At 70.1% G+C, this 19,347-nt stretch carries 23 protein-coding genes and 1 pseudogene; 7 read left to right on the forward strand and 17 right to left on the reverse strand.

All coding sequences use genetic code 11. From position 1 onward, the window contains the following. The 3 genes from FV230_RS12310 to xoxJ form a co-directional block, all read left to right on the forward strand. Window positions 1-872 (forward strand): PQQ-binding-like beta-propeller repeat protein (locus FV230_RS12310; RefSeq protein WP_147842597.1); only part of this gene is annotated, 872 nt, incomplete at its 5' end. Window positions 873-1,012: 140 nt separating this feature from the next. Beyond that, window positions 1,013-1,624 carry a c-type cytochrome, methanol metabolism-related gene (locus FV230_RS12315; protein ID WP_147842598.1) on the forward strand — a complete coding sequence of 204 codons (612 nt, stop codon included), beginning with the start codon at window positions 1,013-1,015 and terminating at the stop codon, window positions 1,622-1,624. Continuing rightward, window positions 1,624-2,478 carry a rare earth element methanol dehydrogenase accessory protein XoxJ gene (gene xoxJ / locus FV230_RS12320; RefSeq protein WP_147842599.1) on the forward strand — a complete coding sequence of 285 codons (855 nt, stop codon included), beginning with the start codon at window positions 1,624-1,626 and terminating at the stop codon, window positions 2,476-2,478. Before FV230_RS12315 ends, xoxJ begins: the two co-directional genes overlap by 1 nt. A gap of 77 nt (window positions 2,479-2,555) precedes the next feature. On the opposite strand, the gene folK is transcribed toward xoxJ, so the two are convergent. The 13 genes from folK to FV230_RS12385 form a co-directional block, all read right to left on the reverse strand. Further along, the gene (gene folK / locus FV230_RS12325) at window positions 2,556-3,029 is read right to left on the reverse strand and encodes a 2-amino-4-hydroxy-6-hydroxymethyldihydropteridine diphosphokinase (protein ID WP_147725790.1); all 474 of its coding nucleotides are present in this window, start codon (window positions 3,027-3,029) and stop codon (window positions 2,556-2,558) included. Further along, window positions 3,026-3,400: a dihydroneopterin aldolase gene (folB, locus tag FV230_RS12330; RefSeq protein ID WP_147842600.1), complete on the reverse strand. Its 375-nt coding sequence runs from the start codon at window positions 3,398-3,400 to the stop codon at window positions 3,026-3,028. The genes folK and folB overlap by 4 nt, the downstream gene beginning before the upstream one ends. Further along, window positions 3,397-4,176: a dihydropteroate synthase gene (gene folP / locus FV230_RS12335; protein ID WP_246694836.1), complete on the reverse strand. Its 780-nt coding sequence runs from the start codon at window positions 4,174-4,176 to the stop codon at window positions 3,397-3,399. The genes folB and folP overlap by 4 nt, the downstream gene beginning before the upstream one ends. A gap of 206 nt (window positions 4,177-4,382) precedes the next feature. After that, a complete protein-coding gene (locus FV230_RS12340; protein ID WP_147842602.1) occupies window positions 4,383-4,748 on the reverse strand; it encodes a hypothetical protein in 366 nt (121 codons plus the stop codon). Next, window positions 4,729-5,457, reverse strand: coding sequence for a hypothetical protein (locus tag FV230_RS12345; protein ID WP_147842603.1), 729 nt, complete (start codon window positions 5,455-5,457; stop codon window positions 4,729-4,731). The genes FV230_RS12340 and FV230_RS12345 overlap by 20 nt, the downstream gene beginning before the upstream one ends. Continuing rightward, window positions 5,454-6,599, reverse strand: coding sequence for a pyrroloquinoline quinone biosynthesis protein PqqE (gene pqqE / locus FV230_RS12350; protein WP_147842604.1), 1,146 nt, complete (start codon window positions 6,597-6,599; stop codon window positions 5,454-5,456). Before pqqE ends, FV230_RS12345 begins: the two co-directional genes overlap by 4 nt. Beyond that, window positions 6,596-7,675 (reverse strand): pyrroloquinoline-quinone synthase PqqC, encoded by a 1,080-nt coding sequence (pqqC, locus tag FV230_RS12355; RefSeq protein ID WP_147842605.1) that lies wholly within the window; start codon window positions 7,673-7,675, stop codon window positions 6,596-6,598. Before pqqC ends, pqqE begins: the two co-directional genes overlap by 4 nt. 151 nt (window positions 7,676-7,826) lie before the next feature. Continuing rightward, window positions 7,827-8,726, reverse strand: coding sequence for a pyrroloquinoline quinone biosynthesis protein PqqB (gene pqqB / locus FV230_RS12360; protein ID WP_147842606.1), 900 nt, complete (start codon window positions 8,724-8,726; stop codon window positions 7,827-7,829). Between the two features lie 45 nt (window positions 8,727-8,771). Beyond that, entirely contained in the window at window positions 8,772-8,861 is a 90-nt protein-coding gene (pqqA, locus tag FV230_RS12365; RefSeq protein ID WP_055889187.1) for a pyrroloquinoline quinone precursor peptide PqqA, read from the reverse strand. Window positions 8,862-9,073: 212 nt separating this feature from the next. Further along, window positions 9,074-9,778, reverse strand: coding sequence for a response regulator transcription factor (locus tag FV230_RS12370; RefSeq protein WP_147725782.1), 705 nt, complete (start codon window positions 9,776-9,778; stop codon window positions 9,074-9,076). Beyond that, entirely contained in the window at window positions 9,775-11,397 is a 1,623-nt protein-coding gene (locus FV230_RS12375; RefSeq protein ID WP_147842607.1) for an ATP-binding protein, read from the reverse strand. The genes FV230_RS12370 and FV230_RS12375 overlap by 4 nt, the downstream gene beginning before the upstream one ends. A gap of 189 nt (window positions 11,398-11,586) precedes the next feature. Then, on the reverse strand, window positions 11,587-12,462 hold the full coding sequence (locus tag FV230_RS12380; protein ID WP_147725780.1) for a formate/nitrite transporter family protein: 876 nt from the start codon (window positions 12,460-12,462) through the stop codon (window positions 11,587-11,589). Window positions 12,463-12,505: 43 nt separating this feature from the next. Then, window positions 12,506-13,246: a molybdopterin-binding protein gene (locus FV230_RS12385; RefSeq protein WP_147842608.1), complete on the reverse strand. Its 741-nt coding sequence runs from the start codon at window positions 13,244-13,246 to the stop codon at window positions 12,506-12,508. A 122-nt stretch (window positions 13,247-13,368) separates the two neighbouring features. On the opposite strand from FV230_RS12385, the gene sfsA reads away from it, so the two are divergent. Together sfsA and FV230_RS12395 are read left to right on the forward strand one after the other, a co-directional pair. Continuing rightward, window positions 13,369-14,085: a DNA/RNA nuclease SfsA gene (sfsA, locus tag FV230_RS12390; RefSeq protein ID WP_147842609.1), complete on the forward strand. Its 717-nt coding sequence runs from the start codon at window positions 13,369-13,371 to the stop codon at window positions 14,083-14,085. Window positions 14,086-14,166: 81 nt separating this feature from the next. Next, complete coding sequence (locus FV230_RS12395) at window positions 14,167-14,772, forward strand: Uma2 family endonuclease (RefSeq protein WP_147842610.1); 606 nt, start codon at window positions 14,167-14,169, stop codon at window positions 14,770-14,772. A gap of 50 nt (window positions 14,773-14,822) precedes the next feature. Here FV230_RS12395 and FV230_RS12400 read toward each other — a convergent pair whose 3' ends face one another. Continuing rightward, window positions 14,823-15,653, reverse strand: a complete 831-nt coding sequence (locus tag FV230_RS12400; protein ID WP_147842613.1) for an FkbM family methyltransferase — start codon at window positions 15,651-15,653, stop codon at window positions 14,823-14,825. Between the two features lie 122 nt (window positions 15,654-15,775). Here FV230_RS12400 and FV230_RS12405 point away from each other — a divergent pair, with 122 nt between their 5' ends. After that, on the forward strand, window positions 15,776-16,540 hold the full coding sequence (locus FV230_RS12405; RefSeq protein ID WP_147842611.1) for an alpha/beta hydrolase: 765 nt from the start codon (window positions 15,776-15,778) through the stop codon (window positions 16,538-16,540). Between the two features lie 16 nt (window positions 16,541-16,556). On the opposite strand, the gene FV230_RS12410 is transcribed toward FV230_RS12405, so the two are convergent. After that, window positions 16,557-16,883, reverse strand: coding sequence for a hypothetical protein (locus FV230_RS12410; RefSeq protein WP_147725775.1), 327 nt, complete (start codon window positions 16,881-16,883; stop codon window positions 16,557-16,559). Between the two features lie 360 nt (window positions 16,884-17,243). Between FV230_RS12410 and rpsD the strand changes: the two genes are divergently transcribed. After that, window positions 17,244-17,861 carry a 30S ribosomal protein S4 gene (rpsD, locus tag FV230_RS12415; RefSeq protein WP_147725774.1) on the forward strand — a complete coding sequence of 206 codons (618 nt, stop codon included), beginning with the start codon at window positions 17,244-17,246 and terminating at the stop codon, window positions 17,859-17,861. A gap of 323 nt (window positions 17,862-18,184) precedes the next feature. Here the strand turns inward: rpsD and FV230_RS12420 are convergent, their stop codons facing one another. Together FV230_RS12420 and FV230_RS29610 are read right to left on the reverse strand one after the other, a co-directional pair. Next, window positions 18,185-19,132: an ABC transporter ATP-binding protein gene (locus FV230_RS12420; protein WP_147842612.1), complete on the reverse strand. Its 948-nt coding sequence runs from the start codon at window positions 19,130-19,132 to the stop codon at window positions 18,185-18,187. A 30-nt stretch (window positions 19,133-19,162) separates the two neighbouring features. Next, window positions 19,163-19,347, reverse strand: a pseudogene (locus FV230_RS29610) (hypothetical protein); the annotation flags it as partial.

The following is a 19,347-nucleotide window of genomic DNA, read 5'->3' on the forward strand; positions in this document are numbered from 1 at the left end:
TGACCCCCCACGACGAGTGGGACTACGACGGCATCAACGAGATGATCCTCACGGATCAGAAGGTCGGCGGCAAGGAGACCCCGCTGCTGACCCACTTCGACCGCAACGGCTTCGGCTACACCCTCAACCGCGCCACCGGCGAGCTCCTCGTCGCCGAGAAGTTCGACCCGGTCGTCAACTGGGCCTCCAAGGTCGACATGGACAAGGGCTCCAAGACCTACGGTCGCCCCCTCGTCCAAGCCAAGTACTCCACCGAGCAGAACGGCGAGGATACCAACTCCAAGGGTATCTGCCCGGCGGCCCTCGGCACCAAGGACCAGCAGCCTGCTGCGTTCTCGCCGAAGACCAACCTGTTCTACGTGCCCACCAACCACGTCTGCATGGACTACGAGCCGTTCCGGGTGACCTACACCCCGGGCCAGCCCTACGTCGGTGCGACCCTGTCGATGTACCCCGCGCCGAACAGCCATGGCGGCATGGGTAACTTCATCGCCTGGGACGGCGTCGAGGGTAAGATCAAGTGGTCGAACGCCGAGCAGTTCTCGGTCTGGTCGGGCGCTCTCGCCACCGCCGGCGACGTGGTCTTCTACGGCACGCTCGAGGGCTACCTGAAGGCCGTCGACTCCAAGACGGGTAAGGAACTGTACAAGTTCAAGACCCCGTCGGGCATCATCGGCAACGTGATGACCTACCAGCACAAGGGCAAGCAGTACGTCGGCATCCTGTCGGGTGTCGGTGGCTGGGCCGGCATCGGCCTCGCGGCCGGCCTGACCGACCCGAACGCCGGTCTCGGCGCGGTGGGTGGTTACGCCGCCCTCTCGAGCTACACCAACCTCGGTGGTCAGCTCACCGTCTTCGCGCTGCCGAACTAATCGGTCGCACGAAGCCGCTCTGAAATGAGTGCCGGCGCGGGTTTCCGCGCCGGCATTCTTATGATTAGAATGCCCTCAAGAAGGCTGCGAAAGGCCGCCTGAGAGCGGCTCGACCTTCAGGTCCCAGGGAGATTTTTGCGTTGCATTACCTCAGCAAATCCGTCACGCGGCCGTTCCTGGCCGCCCTCGCCCTAGCGTCCGTCTCGATGGTCGCCGTACATGCTGAGGATGCCAAGCCCGCCGATTCCGCCCTCGCCAACTCGCTGAACACCGACGACAAGTCGGCCGAGCCCGACGACAAGCTCCTCAAGAAGGATGCCGCGGTGAAGGTCGAAGAGGGCAAGTACTTCGATGCCGAAGGTCACCCGACCTTCCACATCACCGACGCGGGCAAGAAGTTCGACTGGTACACTTACTCCGGCTACCGCCGCTATCACGCCGAGTGCCACGTCTGCCACGGCCCGGACGGCATGGGCTCGACCTACGCGCCGGCGCTCAAGGACTCGCTCAAGCACCTCTCCTACGAGGAGTTCATCGGCATCCTGGCCGGCGGCAAGCAGGACGTGAGCTCGTCCGACCAGAAGGTCATGCCCGCCTTCGGCGATAACAAAAACGTCATGTGCTACTCGGACGACCTCTACGTCTACCTGAAGGCCCGCGCCTCCGGCGCGATGGGCCGCGTCCGCCCGGGCGACAAGGAAGACAAGCCCGAGGCCGCCAAGAAGGCCGAGAAGGAGTGCATGGGCGGCTGATGCGCCGCGCACGCACCCACGCCGCCGTCGCGATCGCGCTCCTGCCTCTCCTGGTAGGGGTGCGGGACGCGGCGGCGCAGAACGTCCCCGATCTCGTCACCGCAGACGTGCTTCGCGTCTGCGGCGACCCGGGCAACATGCCGTTCTCCGAGCGCAAAGAGGACGGCTTCGAGAATCGCATCGCGGCGATCATCGCCGACGAGCTGAAGATCAAGGTCCGCTACTACTGGCTGACCCAGGGGCCCGGCTTCGTCCGCAACACCCTCGGCACCGGCCTGTGCGACCTGATCGTCGGGTCGGCCCTCGGCAGCGAGGGCGTCCAGAACACCAATCCGTACTATCGCTCGGTCTACACGCTCATCGTGAAGCAGGGCGATCTGGCGGGGGTGTCCGGGCTCGACGACCCCAAGCTCAAGGGCAAGCGCATCGGCGTCATCGCCGGGACGCCGCCGGTCAACCGGATGGGCGACCTCGGCCTGATCTCGAGCATGAAGGCCTACGCGCCGTATCAGCTCGACCCGGTACGCAAGAACCAGACGGTGGGTGCCGAGATCGTGTCCGACCTTGCGGCCGGGCAGATCGACGCCGCGGTGCTCTGGGGACCGTCCGCCGGATGGCTGGCCAAGCAGAGCGGCACGGCGATGGACGTGATTCCGCTCCTGGAGGAGCCGGATCGCCCGCCGATGAGCTACCGCATCGCCATGGCGGTACGGATCGGCGAGAACGACTGGAAGCGGTCGCTGAACACCATCCTGCGCAAGCGCCGCTCCGACATCGAAGCGGTGCTTCGCGACTTCGACGTGCCGCTGCTCGAAGAGGAAGAGAACAAGCTGCTCGCGCCGAACGCGCACTGAACGCGTCGTCGACAGGATATCATAACACTCGCGAAGGGTCGGGCGAACGCCCGGCCCTTCGTCGTTCCGGGATGCGTTCAGTTCCGCTCGATGCCGCTGCGGTCGAGCTTGGCCAGCGCGTCGGCGACGGTCTCGCCGCCGATGACGAGGTCGGGCGCGATCTCGGCGAGCGGCACCAGCACGAAGGCGCGCTCGCGGACGTAGCGGTGCGGAAGGACGAGGCGCTCGTCCGAGACCTCGGCGCCGGCATAGGACAGCACGTCGATGTCGATCACGCGCGGCCCCCAGCGGCGCTCGCGGATGCGGCCGAGATCGCGCTCGACGCCGAGGCAGGTATCGAGCAGGGCGTGCGGGTCGAGGTCGGTCTCGATGGCGAGGGCGCCGTTGAGGAACCAGTCCTGATCGGTCTCGCCCCAGGGCGGGGTGCGGTAGTCGGACGACCGCGCGGTGATCCGGATGCCGGGAACCGCCGCGAGACCCCGCACCGCGGCGGCGAGATGCCCGGCCTTGTCGCCGATGTTGCTGCCGAGGCCGAGATAGGCTTGCGTCATGCCCAGGCCTCCCGCCTGCGGGTGATCAGGACCGCGATCCCGTCGAGGTTCGCGGGAACCGGCGCGCTCGGCTTGTCGACCCGGACGGTGATCGCCTCGAGAGCCGGAAACCGCGCCAGGATCTCGCCGGCGATCGCCTCGGCCAGCGCCTCGATCAGGTCGAAGCGCCGCTCGGTGGCGATCGAGACCGCGATGGCGGCGAGGTCGGCGTAGCTCACCGTCCGCGTCACGTCATCGGAGCGGCCGGCGGGCGCCAGGTCGAGGGCCGCATCGAGCGACAGGTAGAAGCGCTGCCCGAGGCGCGTCTCCTCGGGCAGCACGCCGTGATGGGCGAAGACCGCGATGCGCTCGACGAGGATGCGGTCGCTCATCGGCGGTCTCCCGGGCGCAGGACGGCGTCGACCACGCGCATCGCGTCGACATGGGCGGCGACGTCGTGGACGCGGACGATGTCGGCGCCGAGCGTCGCGGCAAGCGCATGCGCCGCGAGCGATCCGTTGAGCCGGTCGGCCGGCGCGGTCTCGCGGTCGTGCAGCCGGCCGAGCAGCGACTTGCGCGAGACGCCCACGAGGATGGGGAAGCCGAGGGCGCGGATCTCGGGCAGGCGCCGCAGCGCTTCGAGGTGCTGGTTCCAGCTCTTGCCGAAGCCGATGCCCGGATCGAGCACGATGTCGCCGTCGGGGATGCCGGCCCGGCGGGCGATGCCGAGCGAGACCTCGAAGAAGCGCAGCATGTCCGAGACGATGTCGAGGCCGGCGTCGACAGTCTCGCGGTTGTGCATGATCATCACCGGCGCGCCGTGGTCGGCGGCGACAAGGGCGATGTCGGGCTCGCGCTGCAGGCCCCAGACGTCGTTGACGATGCGGGCGCCGGCCGCCAGCGCGCTCTCGGCGGTCGAGGCCTTGTAGGTGTCGATCGAGATCGGGACGGAGAGCCGGTTCGCCAGGGTCCGGATCGCCGGAAGGACGCGGGCCTGCTCCTCCTCGGCCGGCACCGGAACGTGGCCGGGGCGGGTGGACTCGCCGCCGATATCGACAAGCGCGGCGCCCTCGGCAGCCAGCGCGTCGGCCTGCCGGCAGGCGGCTTCCTCGCCGACGAAGCGGCCGCCATCCGAGAAGGAATCCGGCGTGACGTTGAGGATGCCCATCACGAGGGTCCGCCGGCCCAGTTCGGGCAGCAAGCCGGCGAGGGCGGCGGGTCGATGGCTCAAGAGGCGTCGCTTCTCTGGCTCGTCGCGGGCGGCTCCCGCCGCGTCGATGTGGCCGGTTTTTCCCGGCGAAGCAACGGCGCCCGTTGACATGAGAAAAGGCCGCCCGGTACCGGGCGGCCTCTCCAAGGTTCCTGGGCGACGCCTCAGCCGCGGTAGCAGCGGATCTCGGCCTCGGCCTGGGCGCGGCGGAGGTCGGCGACCTTGTCGTCGAACACCTTGGTCGACTTGAACTCGTTCGAGCGCGCGCCGATGCCCTGGCGCATCGAGAGCACGGTACTCGCCTGCACGTACTTGTCGTAGGGCAGGATTGCCGCGAGCTGGTCGATCGAGCAGGTGCAGCGCTGCATCGCCTCGCGGGTCTGGCCGTTGGCGGCCATGCAGCCGAAGACGTAATCGACGCGCGTGTCGGTCGGGTAGTCGTTCTCGGCATCCGCCGCGACGACCGGCATCGCCAGCATCGTCAGCGCGACACCGGACAGGGCAAAGCCCTCAACCAGCTTTCTGATCATAGCTCAGCCGCTCCTCCAAGAGTTCGCCGCCCTCGGCATTCTTCGATTGCGCCTCGATCGAGACGATCTCGCCGGGCACCTCGGGAGAGGTGACGAAGGTGTAGGTCATGTTGTCCATGCCGCGCATGCGCTGGGCCATCCCATCGCCGAGGAAGGGCCTGGACACCACCTGCCAGGCGTCGACCGAGCGGCCCTTGTAGTCGACCTTGATCGGCGTGACGGTGGCGCCGTCGCGAAGGCCCTTGCGGATCGCGAGCTTCAGGTAGCGCGGGTTGGCCTGCAGCACCCGGGCGAGATTGGTCAGGTGGTTCTCCAGGAACAGCGGGATCACCGGGTTGCCGGACATGTCCTCGAACGGGCCGGCGGGGAACCGGTTGGTGCCCGAGAACATCTCGACGGCGATGTTGCGGCCGTCGCCGCCCGTGCCCGGCTCGAGGGTGAGCTTGATCGTGTCGTCGAGCGGCGGCCCGAACGGGCCCTTCGCGATGCCGGACCGGCGCAGGTAGTCGTAGGTCAGCGTCGAGCCGGCGGCGGCGTTCTTCAGCTGCGGCTGCTCGAACAGCAGGTCGGCCGCGCTCGGGGGCGCCGCGGCGTTCGCCTGTTCCGGCGCGGCTGCGGCGGGGGCAGGAGCCGGGGCGGCGCGTGCCCCCTCGACGGCGAGCGCCGGGGTCGCGGCAAGCAGCGCAGCGACGATCACGAAACACTTCACGAGAGGGCGTCCTCCTTGCGCGGCGCCGGGATGTTGGCCCCGATCGTCCGGTAGGTGTAGTCGGGCGGCGTCTCGGCCGCCTCCTCGACGGCGAGCGCCCGCACCTTGGCGTGCAGGGGCGACAGCGAGCAGGCGGGGTCCGTCGCCGCCGCATCGCCGGCGAGCGCCAGCGCCTGGCAGCGGCAGCCGCCCCAATCCTTCTCGCGCCGGTCGCAGGAGCGGCAGGGCTCCTGCATCCAGTCGGTGCCGCGATAGGCGGTGAAGGCCGGGGCGTTCGCCCAGATGTCGCCGAGCGAATGCTCGGTCACGTGCCAGAACTCGAGATGGCTGATCGTCTCGGCCGCATGGCACGGCAGCACCTTGCCCTGCGGCGTCACGTTGATCAGCTTGCGGCCCCAGCCGCCGGCGCAGGCCTTCGGGTACTTCGCGTAGTAGTCCGGCACGACGAGATCGATGACGAGCTGGCCCTTGAGGCGCTCGCGGGCCGCCTCGACGATGCGGATCGACTGATCGACCTGGGCCTTGTCCGGCATCAGCGCGGCGCGGTTGACGTAGGCCCAGCCGTAATACTGCGTGTGCGCCACCTCGAGGCGCTTGGCGCCGAGCTTCACCGCGAGGTCGATGAAGCCCTCGACCTCATGGATGTTGCCGCGGTGGATCACCGAGTTCAGCGTCAGCGGCAGGCCGAGCTCGGTCACCTTGGCGGCGAACTCCATCTTCTGCGGCTGCGCGTTCTTCAGGCCGCCGATCTTCTCGGCGTTGGCCGCGTCCACGCCCTGCACCGAGAGCTGCACGTGGTCGAGGCCGACGTCGTAGAGCGCCTGGAGCTTGGACAGGGCGCCGCCGACGCCGGAGGTGATCAGGTTCGAGTACAGCCCGAGCTTGGCGCAGGTCTCGGTGATCTCGACGATGTCGTTGCGCGCCGTCGGCTCGCCGCCGGACAGGTGGACATGGAGCACGCCAAGGCCCGCGGCCTCGGTCAGCACCCGCTGCCAGGTCGCGGTGTCGAGCTCGCGCGAGCGCCGGTCGAGGTCGAGCGGGTTCGAGCAGTACGGGCAGCGCAGCGGGCAGCGGTGCGTCAGCTCGGCGAGCAGCCCGACCGGGGCCGGGATCGCCGCCGCGTTCGGGGTCAGCGCGTTCATCGCTCCAGCACCCTCTTTCCGGCGAGGTCGTTCAGCATGGCCAGCACGTCGACCTCGATCGCGCGCGGGTCGGCGGCGTAGGTCTCGCCGAGCCGGTCGGCGATGGCGGCGACGCTGGTCTTGCCGTCGACGAGGTTGAGGACCGCGACGGCGTTGGCGTCGAGGTCGAAGGTGCGCTCGGGGGCGAGCAGCACGTGCTTGTCGCGGGTCTGGTCGAACCGCATCCGCACGCCGCGGGGCAGGCGCGGCACGTCGGTCGCCGACAGGCGGCCGGTGCCGGGCGCCCCCCCTTGCGTCTCGGCGACGAGCCCGGTGCCGGGCGTCCAGGCGTCGGGCGGGATCATCCCGGGCGCGACGTAGGCGAAGTACAGCGCGTCGAGCTGGGTCCAGAGCACGTTGCACTTGAAGGTCAGCGCCGCCATCGCCTGACGTTGCAGCTCGGGCGTGGTGGCATGGCGCTTGACGTAGTCGAGGGCGAAGTCGGCGTCGCGCGGCGCCTGGGTCATGCGCTTCTCGAAGTACGCCAGCGTCTCCTTGGTGATGAAGTCGTAGTTCTTCAGCATGCCCGAAACGCGCTCGGAGATGATGTTCGGCGAGAACATCTCGGTGAGCGACGAGGCGATCGCCTCCAGCAGCGAGCGCTCCGCGACGAAGTGCACGTAGGCCTCGACCGAGAACTTGGTGGCCGACAGGATGCCGGCGGTCGACTCGACGTAGTCGCGCCGGAAGCCGACGCCCTCGGCGAGCTTCAGCCAGCGCTCGATGCCGCCGTCGCCCGGCGCATCGCCGTCGTGGTCGACGATGCGCTGGCGCCAGACGCGGCGGAGCGCGGCGTCGGTCATCCGCGCCAGCACCGCGGCGTCCTTCACCGGGATCATCGCCTGGTAGTAGTAGCGGTTCAGCGCCCAGGCCCGGACCTGATCCTTGCTCAGCTTGCCGTCGTGCAGCAGGCGGTGGAACGGATGCAGGTTGTGATAGCGCCGGGCGCCGATGTCGCGCAGCGCCGCCTCGAGCTCGTCGGGGCTGAGCAGGCGCTCGGACGTGTCGGATTGAGGGGTCGGGAACACTGCGTTCATGGCGTCACCAAGCGTCCGTTCGGAGGCGTTTCCTGGTCGTCTGTCGATCACCGCGTCTGGCGGCGGCTTTGCGGCGCAATCGAATCGCGCACGTCCCGTCATGAGATAGGTCGCGGGGCCGACAAATGCCAACCGCGCCCGGTCGTCGCCGTCAGAGGCTCAGGGTGAGCCCGTCATGGGCGACGACCCATCCGTCCGCCTCGACCGCCGCGCGCTCGGGCGAGCCTTCGACGAGGACGGGGTTGGTGTTGTTGATGTGGACGAAGACGCGCGAACCGATCGCGACGTCCTTCAGGCCGGCGACCGAGCCGCCGTCGCCCCGCATCGGCACGTGCCCCATGCGCCATCCGGTCTTGGTGCCGACGCCGGCGCGGATCATGTCGTCGTCGTGCAGCACCGTGCCGTCGAAGAGCAGCGCGTCGACGCCGGCGATCCGGGCCTTCAGATCCTCGGTGACGCGGGCGCAGCCGGGAATGTAGGCGAGGCGGCGGCCGCCGGCCTCGATCATCGCGCCGACCGTGCTCTCGGATTCGGCGCCGAGCTCGAGATCGGCATCCTCGAGCCAGAGCGGGACCTTGCCGGGCACCGAGAACAGCGTGACCGCAAGTCCCGGCAGCGGCTCGAAGCGCCGGCCGAGCGTGATCGCCTCCCGGACGACGACGCCCTCGGCCATCACGTCGAAGACGCGGTTCTCGGCGACCGAGCCGAGGATGCTGCCGGTGCCGTAGAGCGTGTAGGGCTGGCCCTCGCGCAGCGTCAGGAGGCCGGCGACGTGATCGACGTCGCCGTTGGTGAGCAGCACGGCACGGATCGGCGAGTGGCGCAGGCCTTCCCGCGGATGCATCGCCGGGTTGTCGAAGAGTTGCTGCCGGATGTCCGGCGAGGCGTTCACCAGGAGCCAATCCCCGCCATCGGTGGAGACGGCGATGCTCGACTGGGTCCGCGGCCTGACGCGGTCGGGCTCGCTGCGGGCGAGCCGGCAGTTCGGGCAACGGCAATTCCACTGGGGAAGCCCGCCGCCGGCAGCCGAGCCGAGGATCAGGACGCGCATGGAGTGGTCCGATGCAGCCAACAACCCTCAGCTCGGCGCAACACCTCAGTTGAAGGTGTCGATCTCGGCGGACTCGTAGCTGGTGACTTCCATACCGACGCAGATTTCGGAAACGATTGGGGCAGCCCAGGTCATGGTGTTTCTCCGTCTGATTACGAACATCCGGTGCCGAAAGGTAAACTTAAGAGTACCCTAAGACACTGATGGCGCTTTTGTTTTCCGGCGCGGCACGGGTATCCGCAATTCCGGCCCCGGCATCAAGCACTAAATTGCCTAATGCTCCCAAATTTTTTGTGAGGCTTCGGCGTCGCAGGCTCCCGCGGGACGCGACGTCTCCGTGGCGAGCGTCAGTGCCGGTAGTCCGGCCCACGCGAGTCCAGCATGAAGCCGCGGCCGCGCACCGTGACCAGAAGCGGGCCGCCGTGCCGGACGAAATCGGCCATCTTCGAGCGCAGGTAGCCGACATAGACGTCGACCACGTTGAGGGAAAGGCCGCCCTGGCTCGCCCACAGCCGCTCGAAGATGTCGGCTCGGGTGACCGGGCGGTTAACGCTCTCCATCAGCATCGCCAGAAGCTCGGCCTCGCGCGGGGTCAGGCGGGCTGAGGCATCGCCGCAGGTGACCTGGCGGGTGTCGAGGTCGAGGACGAGCTTGCCGGCGTTGATCAGCGTGCGCGGCCCCTCCGCCGCCTGCCGGCGCAGCAGGTGCGTGCGCAGCCGCGCCACCAGCTCGTCGAAGACGAACGGTTTTACGATGTAGTCGTCGGCGCCGAGCGCGAGGCCTTCGGCGCGGTCGCGGATCTCGTCGCGGGCCGAAAGGAACAGGATCGGCCCGGGATAGCCGCCCTCGCGCAGGCTGCGGCAGACGTCGTGCCCCGAGCCGTCGGGCAGGGTGATGTCGAGAACCACCGCCTCGGGGCTCTCGTTCCGCGCCGACGCGAGCGCGTCGCCGACGCAGCCGGCGGTGCCGACGGAGAACCCCTCCGCCTCGAGGCCGCGGGTGAGAAGGCCGCGGATGTCGATGTCGTCCTCGACCACGAGGATTCGCGTCATGCCGCGTCGTCCTTCCTAATCTGTCGTTCGTCTCGGCTCGTCACGTCGTCGAGCGTCAGGTCGAGGAGCGGGATCTCCAGGGTCACCCGCGCCCCGGCGCCGTTCTCGCCGGCGCCGAGAACGATGGTGCCATCATGCTGCTCGATCAGCCAGCGCGCCAGGGCCAATCCGATCCCGAACCCCATCTCCGCCGGGCGGTCGCCGCGGCGGAAGCGCTCGAACAGGCTCTGCTCGCGGTCGCCGAAACCCGGCCCGTCGTCGGTGACGGTGATGCGGGCCGGCGCCGTGCCGCCGCCGGACAGGGCGACCTCGACCCGGGTGAGGCCGGTGGCATGGCGCAGGGCGTTGTCGATCAGGCTCTCGACGACCTGGCGCAGCCATTCCCGGTCCGCCAGCACCTCCAGGTTCCGCGGGCCCGGCTCGAACGCGAGCGCGACGCGGAGGCGGGCGCCCTCCGAGGCGAGGTTGTCGACCGCCTCGGCCAGGACCGGCGCGAGCTCGAGGGCGCGGCGGTCGAGCTCGATCTCGCCCGATTCCGAGCGCGCCACCCGCAGAAGATCCTCGACGCGCAGCTTGAGGCGCATCGCGCGCTTGCGGATGGTGGCGAAGGCGGGGGCGTGGTCGGTGATGCGCAGGCCGGCGCGGGCCGCGAGGTCGCATTCCCCGAGGATGACGGTGAGCGGAGTGCGAAGCTCGTGGCTGACGTCGGCGAAGAAGCGGCGTCGCGAGCGGTCGACCGCCTCGAGGCGCGCGTTGGCGGCGCGGAGGTCGGCGGTGCGCGCCTCCACCGTGTCCTCCAGGGCCGCGCGGTCGGCGGCGACGCGGCCCTCGCGCCGGGACAGGCGCGCGGCCATGCGGTTGACGTTGGCGACCAGCAGGCCGAGCTCGTCCCGGGTCGCGACGGAGAGACGCGTGTCGAGCTTGCCGCCGCCGATGGCGCCCGCGGCGCGACGCACCGCCTCGATCCGCGCCAGGGTCGGGCGGGTGATGCTGCGCCACAGCAGCACGACGAGGCCGAGCGCCGCGAGCACCGCCAGCGCGGCCGCGATCCGCAGGCGCTGCGAGAGGTCGCGCGCCGCATCCGAGCCGAGCACCATGCTGCGGCGCTCTGCCTCGATCAGGAACGAGAGCGGCTGGCCGGTCATCGCACCGAAGCCGTTGAGCGCGCCCTTGATGGAGTTCTGACGCTTCTCCGGATCGGTCTGGCGGACGATCTGCGCCACCTGCCGGTCGAGGATCACGCGGGCGGCGCGCAGCTGCGCCATCGGGCGGCTTCGCAGGGCGTACTGCATCCGGTCCTGCGGGTCGTCGCTGCCGGCGACGGATCTCGACAGCGCCTCGTCGACGGTCGTGAGCGCCCGGTCGACGTTGCTGCGCGCGATCCCCATCGCCTCCGGTGCGAGATCGGGATTGCCGATGGTCTCGACCGCCGCCATGCCGAACTGCGTCATCCGGCCCGACAGCTCGGCCAGAAGCTCGAGGCGGCCCTGCGCCGCCAGCGTCCGGTCGATGGTGCGCTCGGCCGCCCCGATCGCCGCGAGCACGCCCGCCGCCGCCAGGACGACGACGAGGGCGATCGACCCGAGCAGCAAGGCGAAGCGGACCTTCAGCGAGCGCATCGTCCCATTCCCGGCCGCATGCGCGGCGCTCCTCGTCCTCGGTTTCCTCAGGGCGCGACCGCGTCGAGAACCGGGCAAGGACGCGACCCCCGCGTTTCGAGAGAGGGTTTTGGATCGTTTCAGCGCGAAAGCCAACACGGGCCGCGCCCTGTCACGCCTCTCCGTCGCGAAGCGGATGCAGTCCCCCTCTCAGTCCTGGCTCGGGCCGCCCTCGGCCTCCTCGACCTCGCGGCTCTCCTCGACCTCGGGCGCGACCTGGCCGTAATTCAGCACCGCGACCAGGGTGATGCCGCCGAAGACGTTGCCGAGCAGCGTCGGCACGAAGAAGCGCTCGGCGTACTCGCCCATCGTCGCCGCGCCGGTGACCACGAGGTAGAACGCCTCGACCGAGCCGGCGACGATGTGGGCGAGCCCGCAGAGCGAGACCAGCCAGGTCATCAGGAAGATCACGAATGGCGCCGCGGTCCCGGTGGCCGGCAGGAACCACACCATCAGGGCGATCATCCACCCGGCAAAGATCGCCTTCAGCACCGTGTCCCAGAACGGAAACGCGATGGCCTGATGGCTGATCTCTGCGAAGGCCGCCTTGACCGACGGCTCGAACGCGCCGGAATGCGCCAGCACGGCGGCGATCGCCAGCGTCGCCAGAATGTTGCCCGCAAGCACGACGATCCACAGGCGCAGCACCCGCCACGCGGTCTTGGCCGAGCGGTCGTGCAGCAGCGGCAGGATCGGCGTGATGGTGTTCTCGGTGAACAGCTGCTGGCGCCCGAGCACCACCACCAGAAAGCCGACCGCGTAGCCCATCGTCGTCAGGATCTTGGTCCACTCGCCCTCGGGCAGGTGGGTCTTGAGCACCCCCGGCACGATCAGCGAGAGCGCGATGCTGAGCCCTGCCGCGAAGGCCGAGAGGAACAGCGCCCCCCCGTTCCGCCGCAGTTCCTCGTTGCCCTCGCGCCGGATCACCTCGTGCAGGACGAAGGCGTCGGGGCGACCGATCCCGGCCACCGCCTCCTTGTGCGCGTCGCGCCGAGCTTCCTTGTCGTCCTGCTTCGGCTCGGCCATCACGCAAACGCTCCACGAACCGGATTCAGGGACGGATCGGCCGTCAGCCGCGAAGGCGCGACACCAGCGCCTCGATCTCGGCCCGCGCGCGCGCCACCGAGGCGGCGTCCTTGCCGCGGGCGACGATGCGGTTGGCGAACCCGTCCTTCGTCATCGACGGATAGGAGCCGATCGACACGTCGGCGTAGGCCCTCGCGATCTCGGCGAGGTCGGCGGCGTAGTTGCCCTCGGGCAGGTTGCCGGCCTCCACCGTCTCGGACAGCATCCGCGCGCCGGTCGGCAGCGTCGGGCCGATCTGGTCGAGCATCGCCTGCATGATCGACGGCACGCCGGCCATGACGAAGACGTTGCCGATGCGGAAGCCCGGCGCCTTCGAGATCGGGTTGGCGATCAGGTCCGCGCCGTCCGGGATCCGCGCCATGCGCAAGCGCGCCGCGTTCAGGTCCTCCGGCTTGTGGCGCTCCAGCAGCATCGCCCTGGCGCGGGGATCGACGTCGATGCCGACGCCGAAGGCCTTGGCGACGCAATCGGCGGTGATGTCGTCGTGGGTCGGGCCGATGCCGCCGGTGGTGAACAGGTAGGTGTGCCCGGCCCGGAGCGCGTTCACGGCGCCGACGATGGCGTCCGGCTCGTCGGGGACGATCCGAACCTCGCGCAGGTCGATGCCGACGGCGGTGAGATAGTCGGCGATCGTGCCGATGTTCTTGTCCTTCGTCCGGCCGGACAGGATCTCGTCGCCGATCACCAGGATCGCGGCGGTGATGCTCGTGGAATCGATTGTCATGGGGCTCGCCGTCCTCGGTCCCGCCGCAGATAGCGCGGCGGCGGCTGCGCGACCACCGACGGCGCTTTCATGCGCGGGCGCCTGTCGGCTATGGACCGCCACCGCGACGCAGCCCGGACCCCATGCGCTTTCCCGAACCCCTGATCGAAGGCCGCCTGGTGCAGCGCTACAAGCGCTTCCTCGCCGACGTGGACCTCGCCGACGGCACGCGCGTCACGGCGCATTGCGCCAATCCCGGCGCGATGATGGGCCTGAACGCCGCCGGCAACCGGGTGCTGCTCTCGCCGGCCGACGGCCCGACGCGCAAGCTCAAGTATTCCTGGGAGCTGGTGGAGGCCGACCTGCCCAGCGGCCCGCAATGGGTCGGGATCAACACGATGCGCCCGAACGCGCTCGTCGCCGAGGCCTTCGCCGCCGGCGGTCTCGCGCCGCTCGACGGCTACGCGGCATTGAGGGCGGAGGTCCGCTACGGCGCGGCGAGCCGCGTCGACTTCGTGGCGAGCGGCGAGGGGCTGCCGCCGGTCCACGTCGAGGTGAAGAACTGCCACCTGATGCGGCGAGCGGGCCTCGCCGAGTTTCCCGACTGCATCGCCGCCCGCAGCGCGCGGCACATGCGGGACCTCGCCGAGGTCGTCGCGGCCGGCGGGCGCGCGATGGTGATCGTCGTGGTCCAGATGCGGGCGGACGCCTTCGACGTCGCCCGCGACATCGATCCCGCCTTCGACCGGGCTTTTCGCTTGGCGCGTGCGGCGGGGGTCGAGACCTACACCTATCGCTGCCGGATCGACCGGGAGGGCGTGACGATCGCCGACGCGATCCCGATCGTCACGCCGCCCTGACGCGCGTTTTCCGCGCTCCCCGGCGCATGGTACGGTGGTGGCGAGGCTGCGGCGTGCGCTCCGGCCGCCCGAGGCATCCCGATGGCCGATCGCGCGATCCGTGAACCCGTCCTGTTCGATGTCGCCGACTTCCGCGAGTTCCTCGAGACGCGTCCGTCGGAGGAGCGATGGGAACTGATTGCGGGGCTTCCCATGCAGTCGGCGGCACCGCGGATCGGGCATCAGCGCATCGCCAGCAACTTCGAGCGCCATCTCAACGCGGCGCTCAGGAGCCGCCGCCCGGAATGGCACGCCGACCGCGAGATCGGGATCGAGGTCTCGCCGGATTCGCCCTATCGACCCGAGCCCGAGGTGACGGTGATCGACAACGACATCGACACCGAGCGCAATTTCACGGATCGCTTCCATCTCGTGATGGAGGTGCCGTCGGCGAGCGACCGCGGGCGCATCCTGGCGAGCAAGCTCCGGTTCTATCGGGACCACCCGCCGAACCGCTGCATCGTGCTCGTCGACCAGGATGCGGTCGCGGTGACGATCCACGAGCGCGACGCGGCGGACCTTTGGGCGGTCCGGGCGCTCCGCTCGGCCGGCGACGTGATCGAATTCGCCGAGCTCGGCTCGATCTGCACGGTCGGCGACCTTTACGAGAACACGCATCTCGACCCGCGGCGCGCGGCGCCGACCTGATCCTCGCAGGATCGGTGAAACCGGCGGCCGGTTTCGCGATCGGAGCCTGCTCAGGCGCTCCGCTCGAACATCCGGTTCAGCCGGGTGCGGCCGATCTCGCGGTAGCCGTGGCCTTCCAGGAGCTTGGGCAGATCGATCTGCCACTGGTCGGTGCCGTCCTCGATCACCAGCAGCGTCGGCAGCAGGGCAGGGGGCGCCTCGCGCAGGAACGGCTCGAGGATCAGGTCCTCGGCGCCCTCCACGTCGAGCTTGATCGCGTCGATCCGGGTCAGGCCCTCGCTGCGCACGAGGTCCATCAGGGTCACCGCAGGCACCTTGATCTGCGCGCTCTCGTTGGTGCCGACGATCTTGAGGCTCGATTCGCCGCGATTGCGCGGATCGACGAACAGCGTCAGCTCGCCGGCCTTGTCGGCGACCGCGCAGGCCACGGCCTTGACCGAATGGAATGCATTCTGCGCGATGTTGAAGGTCAACCGGTCGAACACGTCGGGCTGCGGCTCGACCGCGACGATCCGCGCCTGCGGGCCGGCGAACGCGGCCACGAACAGGGCGTAGGCGCCGATGTTGGCGCCGATGTCGAGGAAGACGCAGCCCGGCCGAAGCCGCGCCTTGAGCAGGGCGCGCTCCTGCGGGTCGAAGAATTGCGGCGTGAACAGCACCTTCTTCTCGCAATTGTTGTTGTAGGGGTGCAGCCGCATCCGGGCGCCGAGGCGCTCGACGTCGAGGGGCTTGCCGCGCATCAGCGTGATCGCGAGGCGGCGCAGGAACATCGCCATCCGCCGTCCGCGCCAGGACTCGGGTGAGATCCGCACGGTCCGCCGGGCGATCGCCGCGACGAGGCCGGCCGGGGCGTAGGTGCCGTAGGGCTGAAGGTCGCTCATGCCGGGCTGATGCCAGCCGCGCCGCCCGCGGGCAAGCATCACGCGCGTTGCCGATCGGCGCCGCGGCTCTTACAGCCGGCACGGACCGCGCGGGCCGGTACGCATGACGAGGAGCGGCGACCATGGACAGCTTCGATTCGGACGGCGTGCGCATCGCCTACATCGACGTGCCGGCCTCCGGCGGCTGCGGCGACCCGATCCTGCTCATCCACGGCTTCGCCTCGAACCACGTGGTCAACTGGGTCAACACGACGTGGGTGCGCACGCTCACGCAGGCCGGCTACCGCACCATCGCGTTGGACAACCGCGGCCACGGCGAGAGCGAGAAGCTCTACGACCCGGCCCGCTACGGCTCCGAGGACATGGCCGGCGACGCCGTGCGCCTCCTCAACCATCTCGGGATCGAGCGCGCCGACGTGATGGGCTACTCGATGGGCGGGCGCATCACTGCGCACCTCGCCCTCGACCACGCCGCGCGGGTGCGCTCGGCGCTGATCGGCGGCCTCGGCCTGCATCTCGTCGAGGGCAAGGGCCTGCCCTCCGGCATCGCCGACGCGTTGGAGGCGCCGGCGGGCGCGAAGGCGGCGAACCCGACGGCCGCCGCCTTCCGCACCTTCGCCGAGCAGACGAAGAGCGACCTGCGAGCGCTCGCCGCCTGCATCCGCGGCTCGCGCCAGACGCTGTCGCGCGCCGAGATCGGGCAGATCGACGTGCCGGTTCTCGTCAGCGTCGGCACCCTCGACACCGTCGCGGGCTCCGGCCCGGGCCTCGCGGCCTTGATGCCGAACGCGCGAAGCCTCGAGCTCGAAGGCCGCGACCACAGCTCCGCCGTCGGCGCCAAGCCGCATCGCGACGGCGTGCTGGCCTTCCTCGCCGCGCGGCCCTGAGGCCGGCGCGGCCGCGTCACTTCAGCTTCGCATAAGCCTCGTCGAAGGCGGACTTCACCTCGGCGCAGGTGGCCGCGTCGGGCGCCGACATCGAGCGCACGCCGTCGGCGACGCCCTCCTTAAAGCGGGTCATCGCAGGGCTCGGGCCGCCGGTGTCGATGCCCGAGCCCGTGAGCATGGTGTCGGCGAGCTGAGAGACCTGATCCTTCGGCATCTTGCAGAAGGTGGCGGCGCCCGTGAACTGGCCGAAGCCGAAGGCGAGTTCCTCGGGCGTCTCGGCCGAGGCGGGGGCCGGGCCGGCAAGCGCGCAGGCGAGCAGGAGCGTAGAGAGGGCACGGTTCATCGATCGTCGTCCAGGCAGTGGCGTGAAGTCCAGCGACGAGGCATGCCGGCCCGGCCGTTCGCGGTCCAGGCGCGCGCAGGCGGTCCCGACGCGTTTGGGACGTACGGTCAAGGATACGGGACGGCGCGTTTCCCGGCGCGGCAGCGGCCGGTCGAGAGGCGCGGGCGGGGGCTTAGGATTGACCGGCCCGGCCGCCTCGACTACGAACCGCTCGTCACCGCGGCTCCTTCAGGGGCCGCTTGGCGTTTTCATACGCACCCGTGAGTCGCCTTCGAGGCGGCTCTGTCGTCCCGGGCCGCAAGGCCGGCGGGAAGAGGAGGGCGCGTTCCTCACTATCTCGTTTGCGAGAGGACACGCGATATGTCGAAGCGGATTCAGGCCAAGCACAAGCTCGACCGCCGCATGGGCCAGAACATCTGGGGCCGCCCGAAGAGCCCCGTGAACCGCCGCGAGTACGGCCCCGGCCAACACGGCCAGCGCCGCAAGGGCAAGATGAGCGACTTCGGCACGCAGCTGCGCGCCAAGCAGAAGCTCAAGGGCTATTACGGCAACATCACCGAGAAGCAGTTCCGCCGCTACTACGCCGAGGCGATCCGCCTGCGCGGCGACTCGAGCGAGAACCTGATCGGCCTGCTCGAGCGCCGCCTCGATGCCGTGGTGTACCGCTCGAAGTTCGTGGCGACGCCGTTCGCCGCCCGCCAGTTCGTCAACCACGGCCACATCAAGGTCAACGGGCGCCGGGTCAACATCCCGAGCTACCTCGTGAAGCCGGGCGACCTGATCGAGGTCAAGGAAGCCTCGCGCCAGCTCGAGATCGTGGTCGTCGCCTCGCAGCTCCCCGAGCGCGACGTGCCAGACTACATCGAGGTCGACCACCAGAAGATGACCGCCCGCGTCACCCGCGTGCCGGGCCTGACCGAGGTGCCGTACCCGGTGCAGATGGAACCGAACCTGGTGATCGAGTTCTACTCGCGCTAAGCCGATCGACGGATCACCGTCGTGCCGCTGGGAAGGGTCGTCCGAAAGGGCGGCCCTTTTCCATGTCCAGGGGGCGGACGTGTCGCGCGCTCGCGCGCGTTCACGCGTCCCTCCGTCGCCCGTCATAGCCGCCCGGCATTTCCGGAGCGCCGGTGGCGAGCCCGGAATTCGGAACCGCAGGTCGTGCTCCCACCTGCCGCTTCGGCGACTCTGGCTTTCGGGCTCCGCTGCGCGGACCCGGACCGACGGCGCGGGTCGGAAGTGCCGGGTCGGGGCAGGCCGGATCGCCTGTGCAGAACCGGCGACGGCCGAGCCGTTCGGTATCAGGCTTCGCGCTTGCCGACCGCGCCCGCCCGCCGGACCGCATCGAGCGTCACCACGTGCGGCCCGGCGGGACCGGCGACCGCGAGCCGGGTGCGACCGCCTGCCAGCATCATGGACAGCGCATCGCGCAACGTCGCCGTGTCCGCGATCTCCGGCGCGTCGGCGGCCGTTCCGGGCTCGGCGGCTTCGGAGACCGTGAGCAGCGCGAGGCGCCGCAGCGCCCGGTCCTCGCCGACGAAGGAGGCGACGAACGGGTCGGCCGGCGCGGCCAGCAGCGCCTGCGGCGCATCGGCCTGGACGACGCGGCCAGCCCGCATCAGCACGACGCGGTCGCCCATCAGCATCGCCTCGTCGATGTCGTGGGTGACGATCAGCACGGTCTTGGACAGGCGCTTGAGGATCGCGCCGATCTCGGCTTGGAGCCGGCCGCGCGCCACCGGATCGACCGCGCCGAAGGGCTCGTCCATCAGGATCACCGGCGGGTCGGCGGCGAGCGCGCGGGCGACGCCGACGCGCTGGCGCTGTCCGCCGGAGAGCGCGTCCGGGCGGCGGTCGCGGTAGAGCGCCGGATCGAGCCCGACGAGGTCGAGCATCGCGTCGACGCGCGCCGCGATCCGCGTCTTCGGCCAGCCGAGCAGCTCGGGCACGGTCGCGACGTTCCGCGCGACGCTGCGGTGCGGGAACAGGCCGATGCCCTGGAGCACGTAGCCGATGCCGCGCCGAAGCGCGATCGGGTCGACGGCCGCGACGTCGTGCCCGCCGAGCGTGATGCGGCCGGCATCCGGCTCGATCAGGCGGTTGACCAGGCGCAGGGTCGTCGACTTGCCGCAGCCGGACGGCCCGATCAGCACGCAGGTGGTGCCCTCGGGGATCGTCAGGTCAAGCCGGTCGACGGCGGGGCCGGGCGCCCCGGCGAAGTGCTTGGAGACGCCCTCGAACCGGATCACCGTCGGTGCGGCGCGCTCGGACCCGTGCCCTCAGCAGCCCTTGCAGATCGAGGACATCGAGTTGCGCGTGCGGGCGTCCCAGGCCTTGTCGCGGGCGGCCGAGGCCTTCTGCGCCTTGATCATCTCGGCCTCGTTCGCCGCCTTCATCGCGGAGGCCTTGCTCGCCTCGCTGGCGGGGGGCGCGCCGGACGGCCGCGGCACGGTCGCGCCGGTGG

This window comes from Methylobacterium sp. WL6, from assembly GCF_008040095.1.
In the GTDB taxonomy this organism is placed as follows: Bacteria; Pseudomonadota; Alphaproteobacteria; order Rhizobiales; family Beijerinckiaceae; genus Methylobacterium.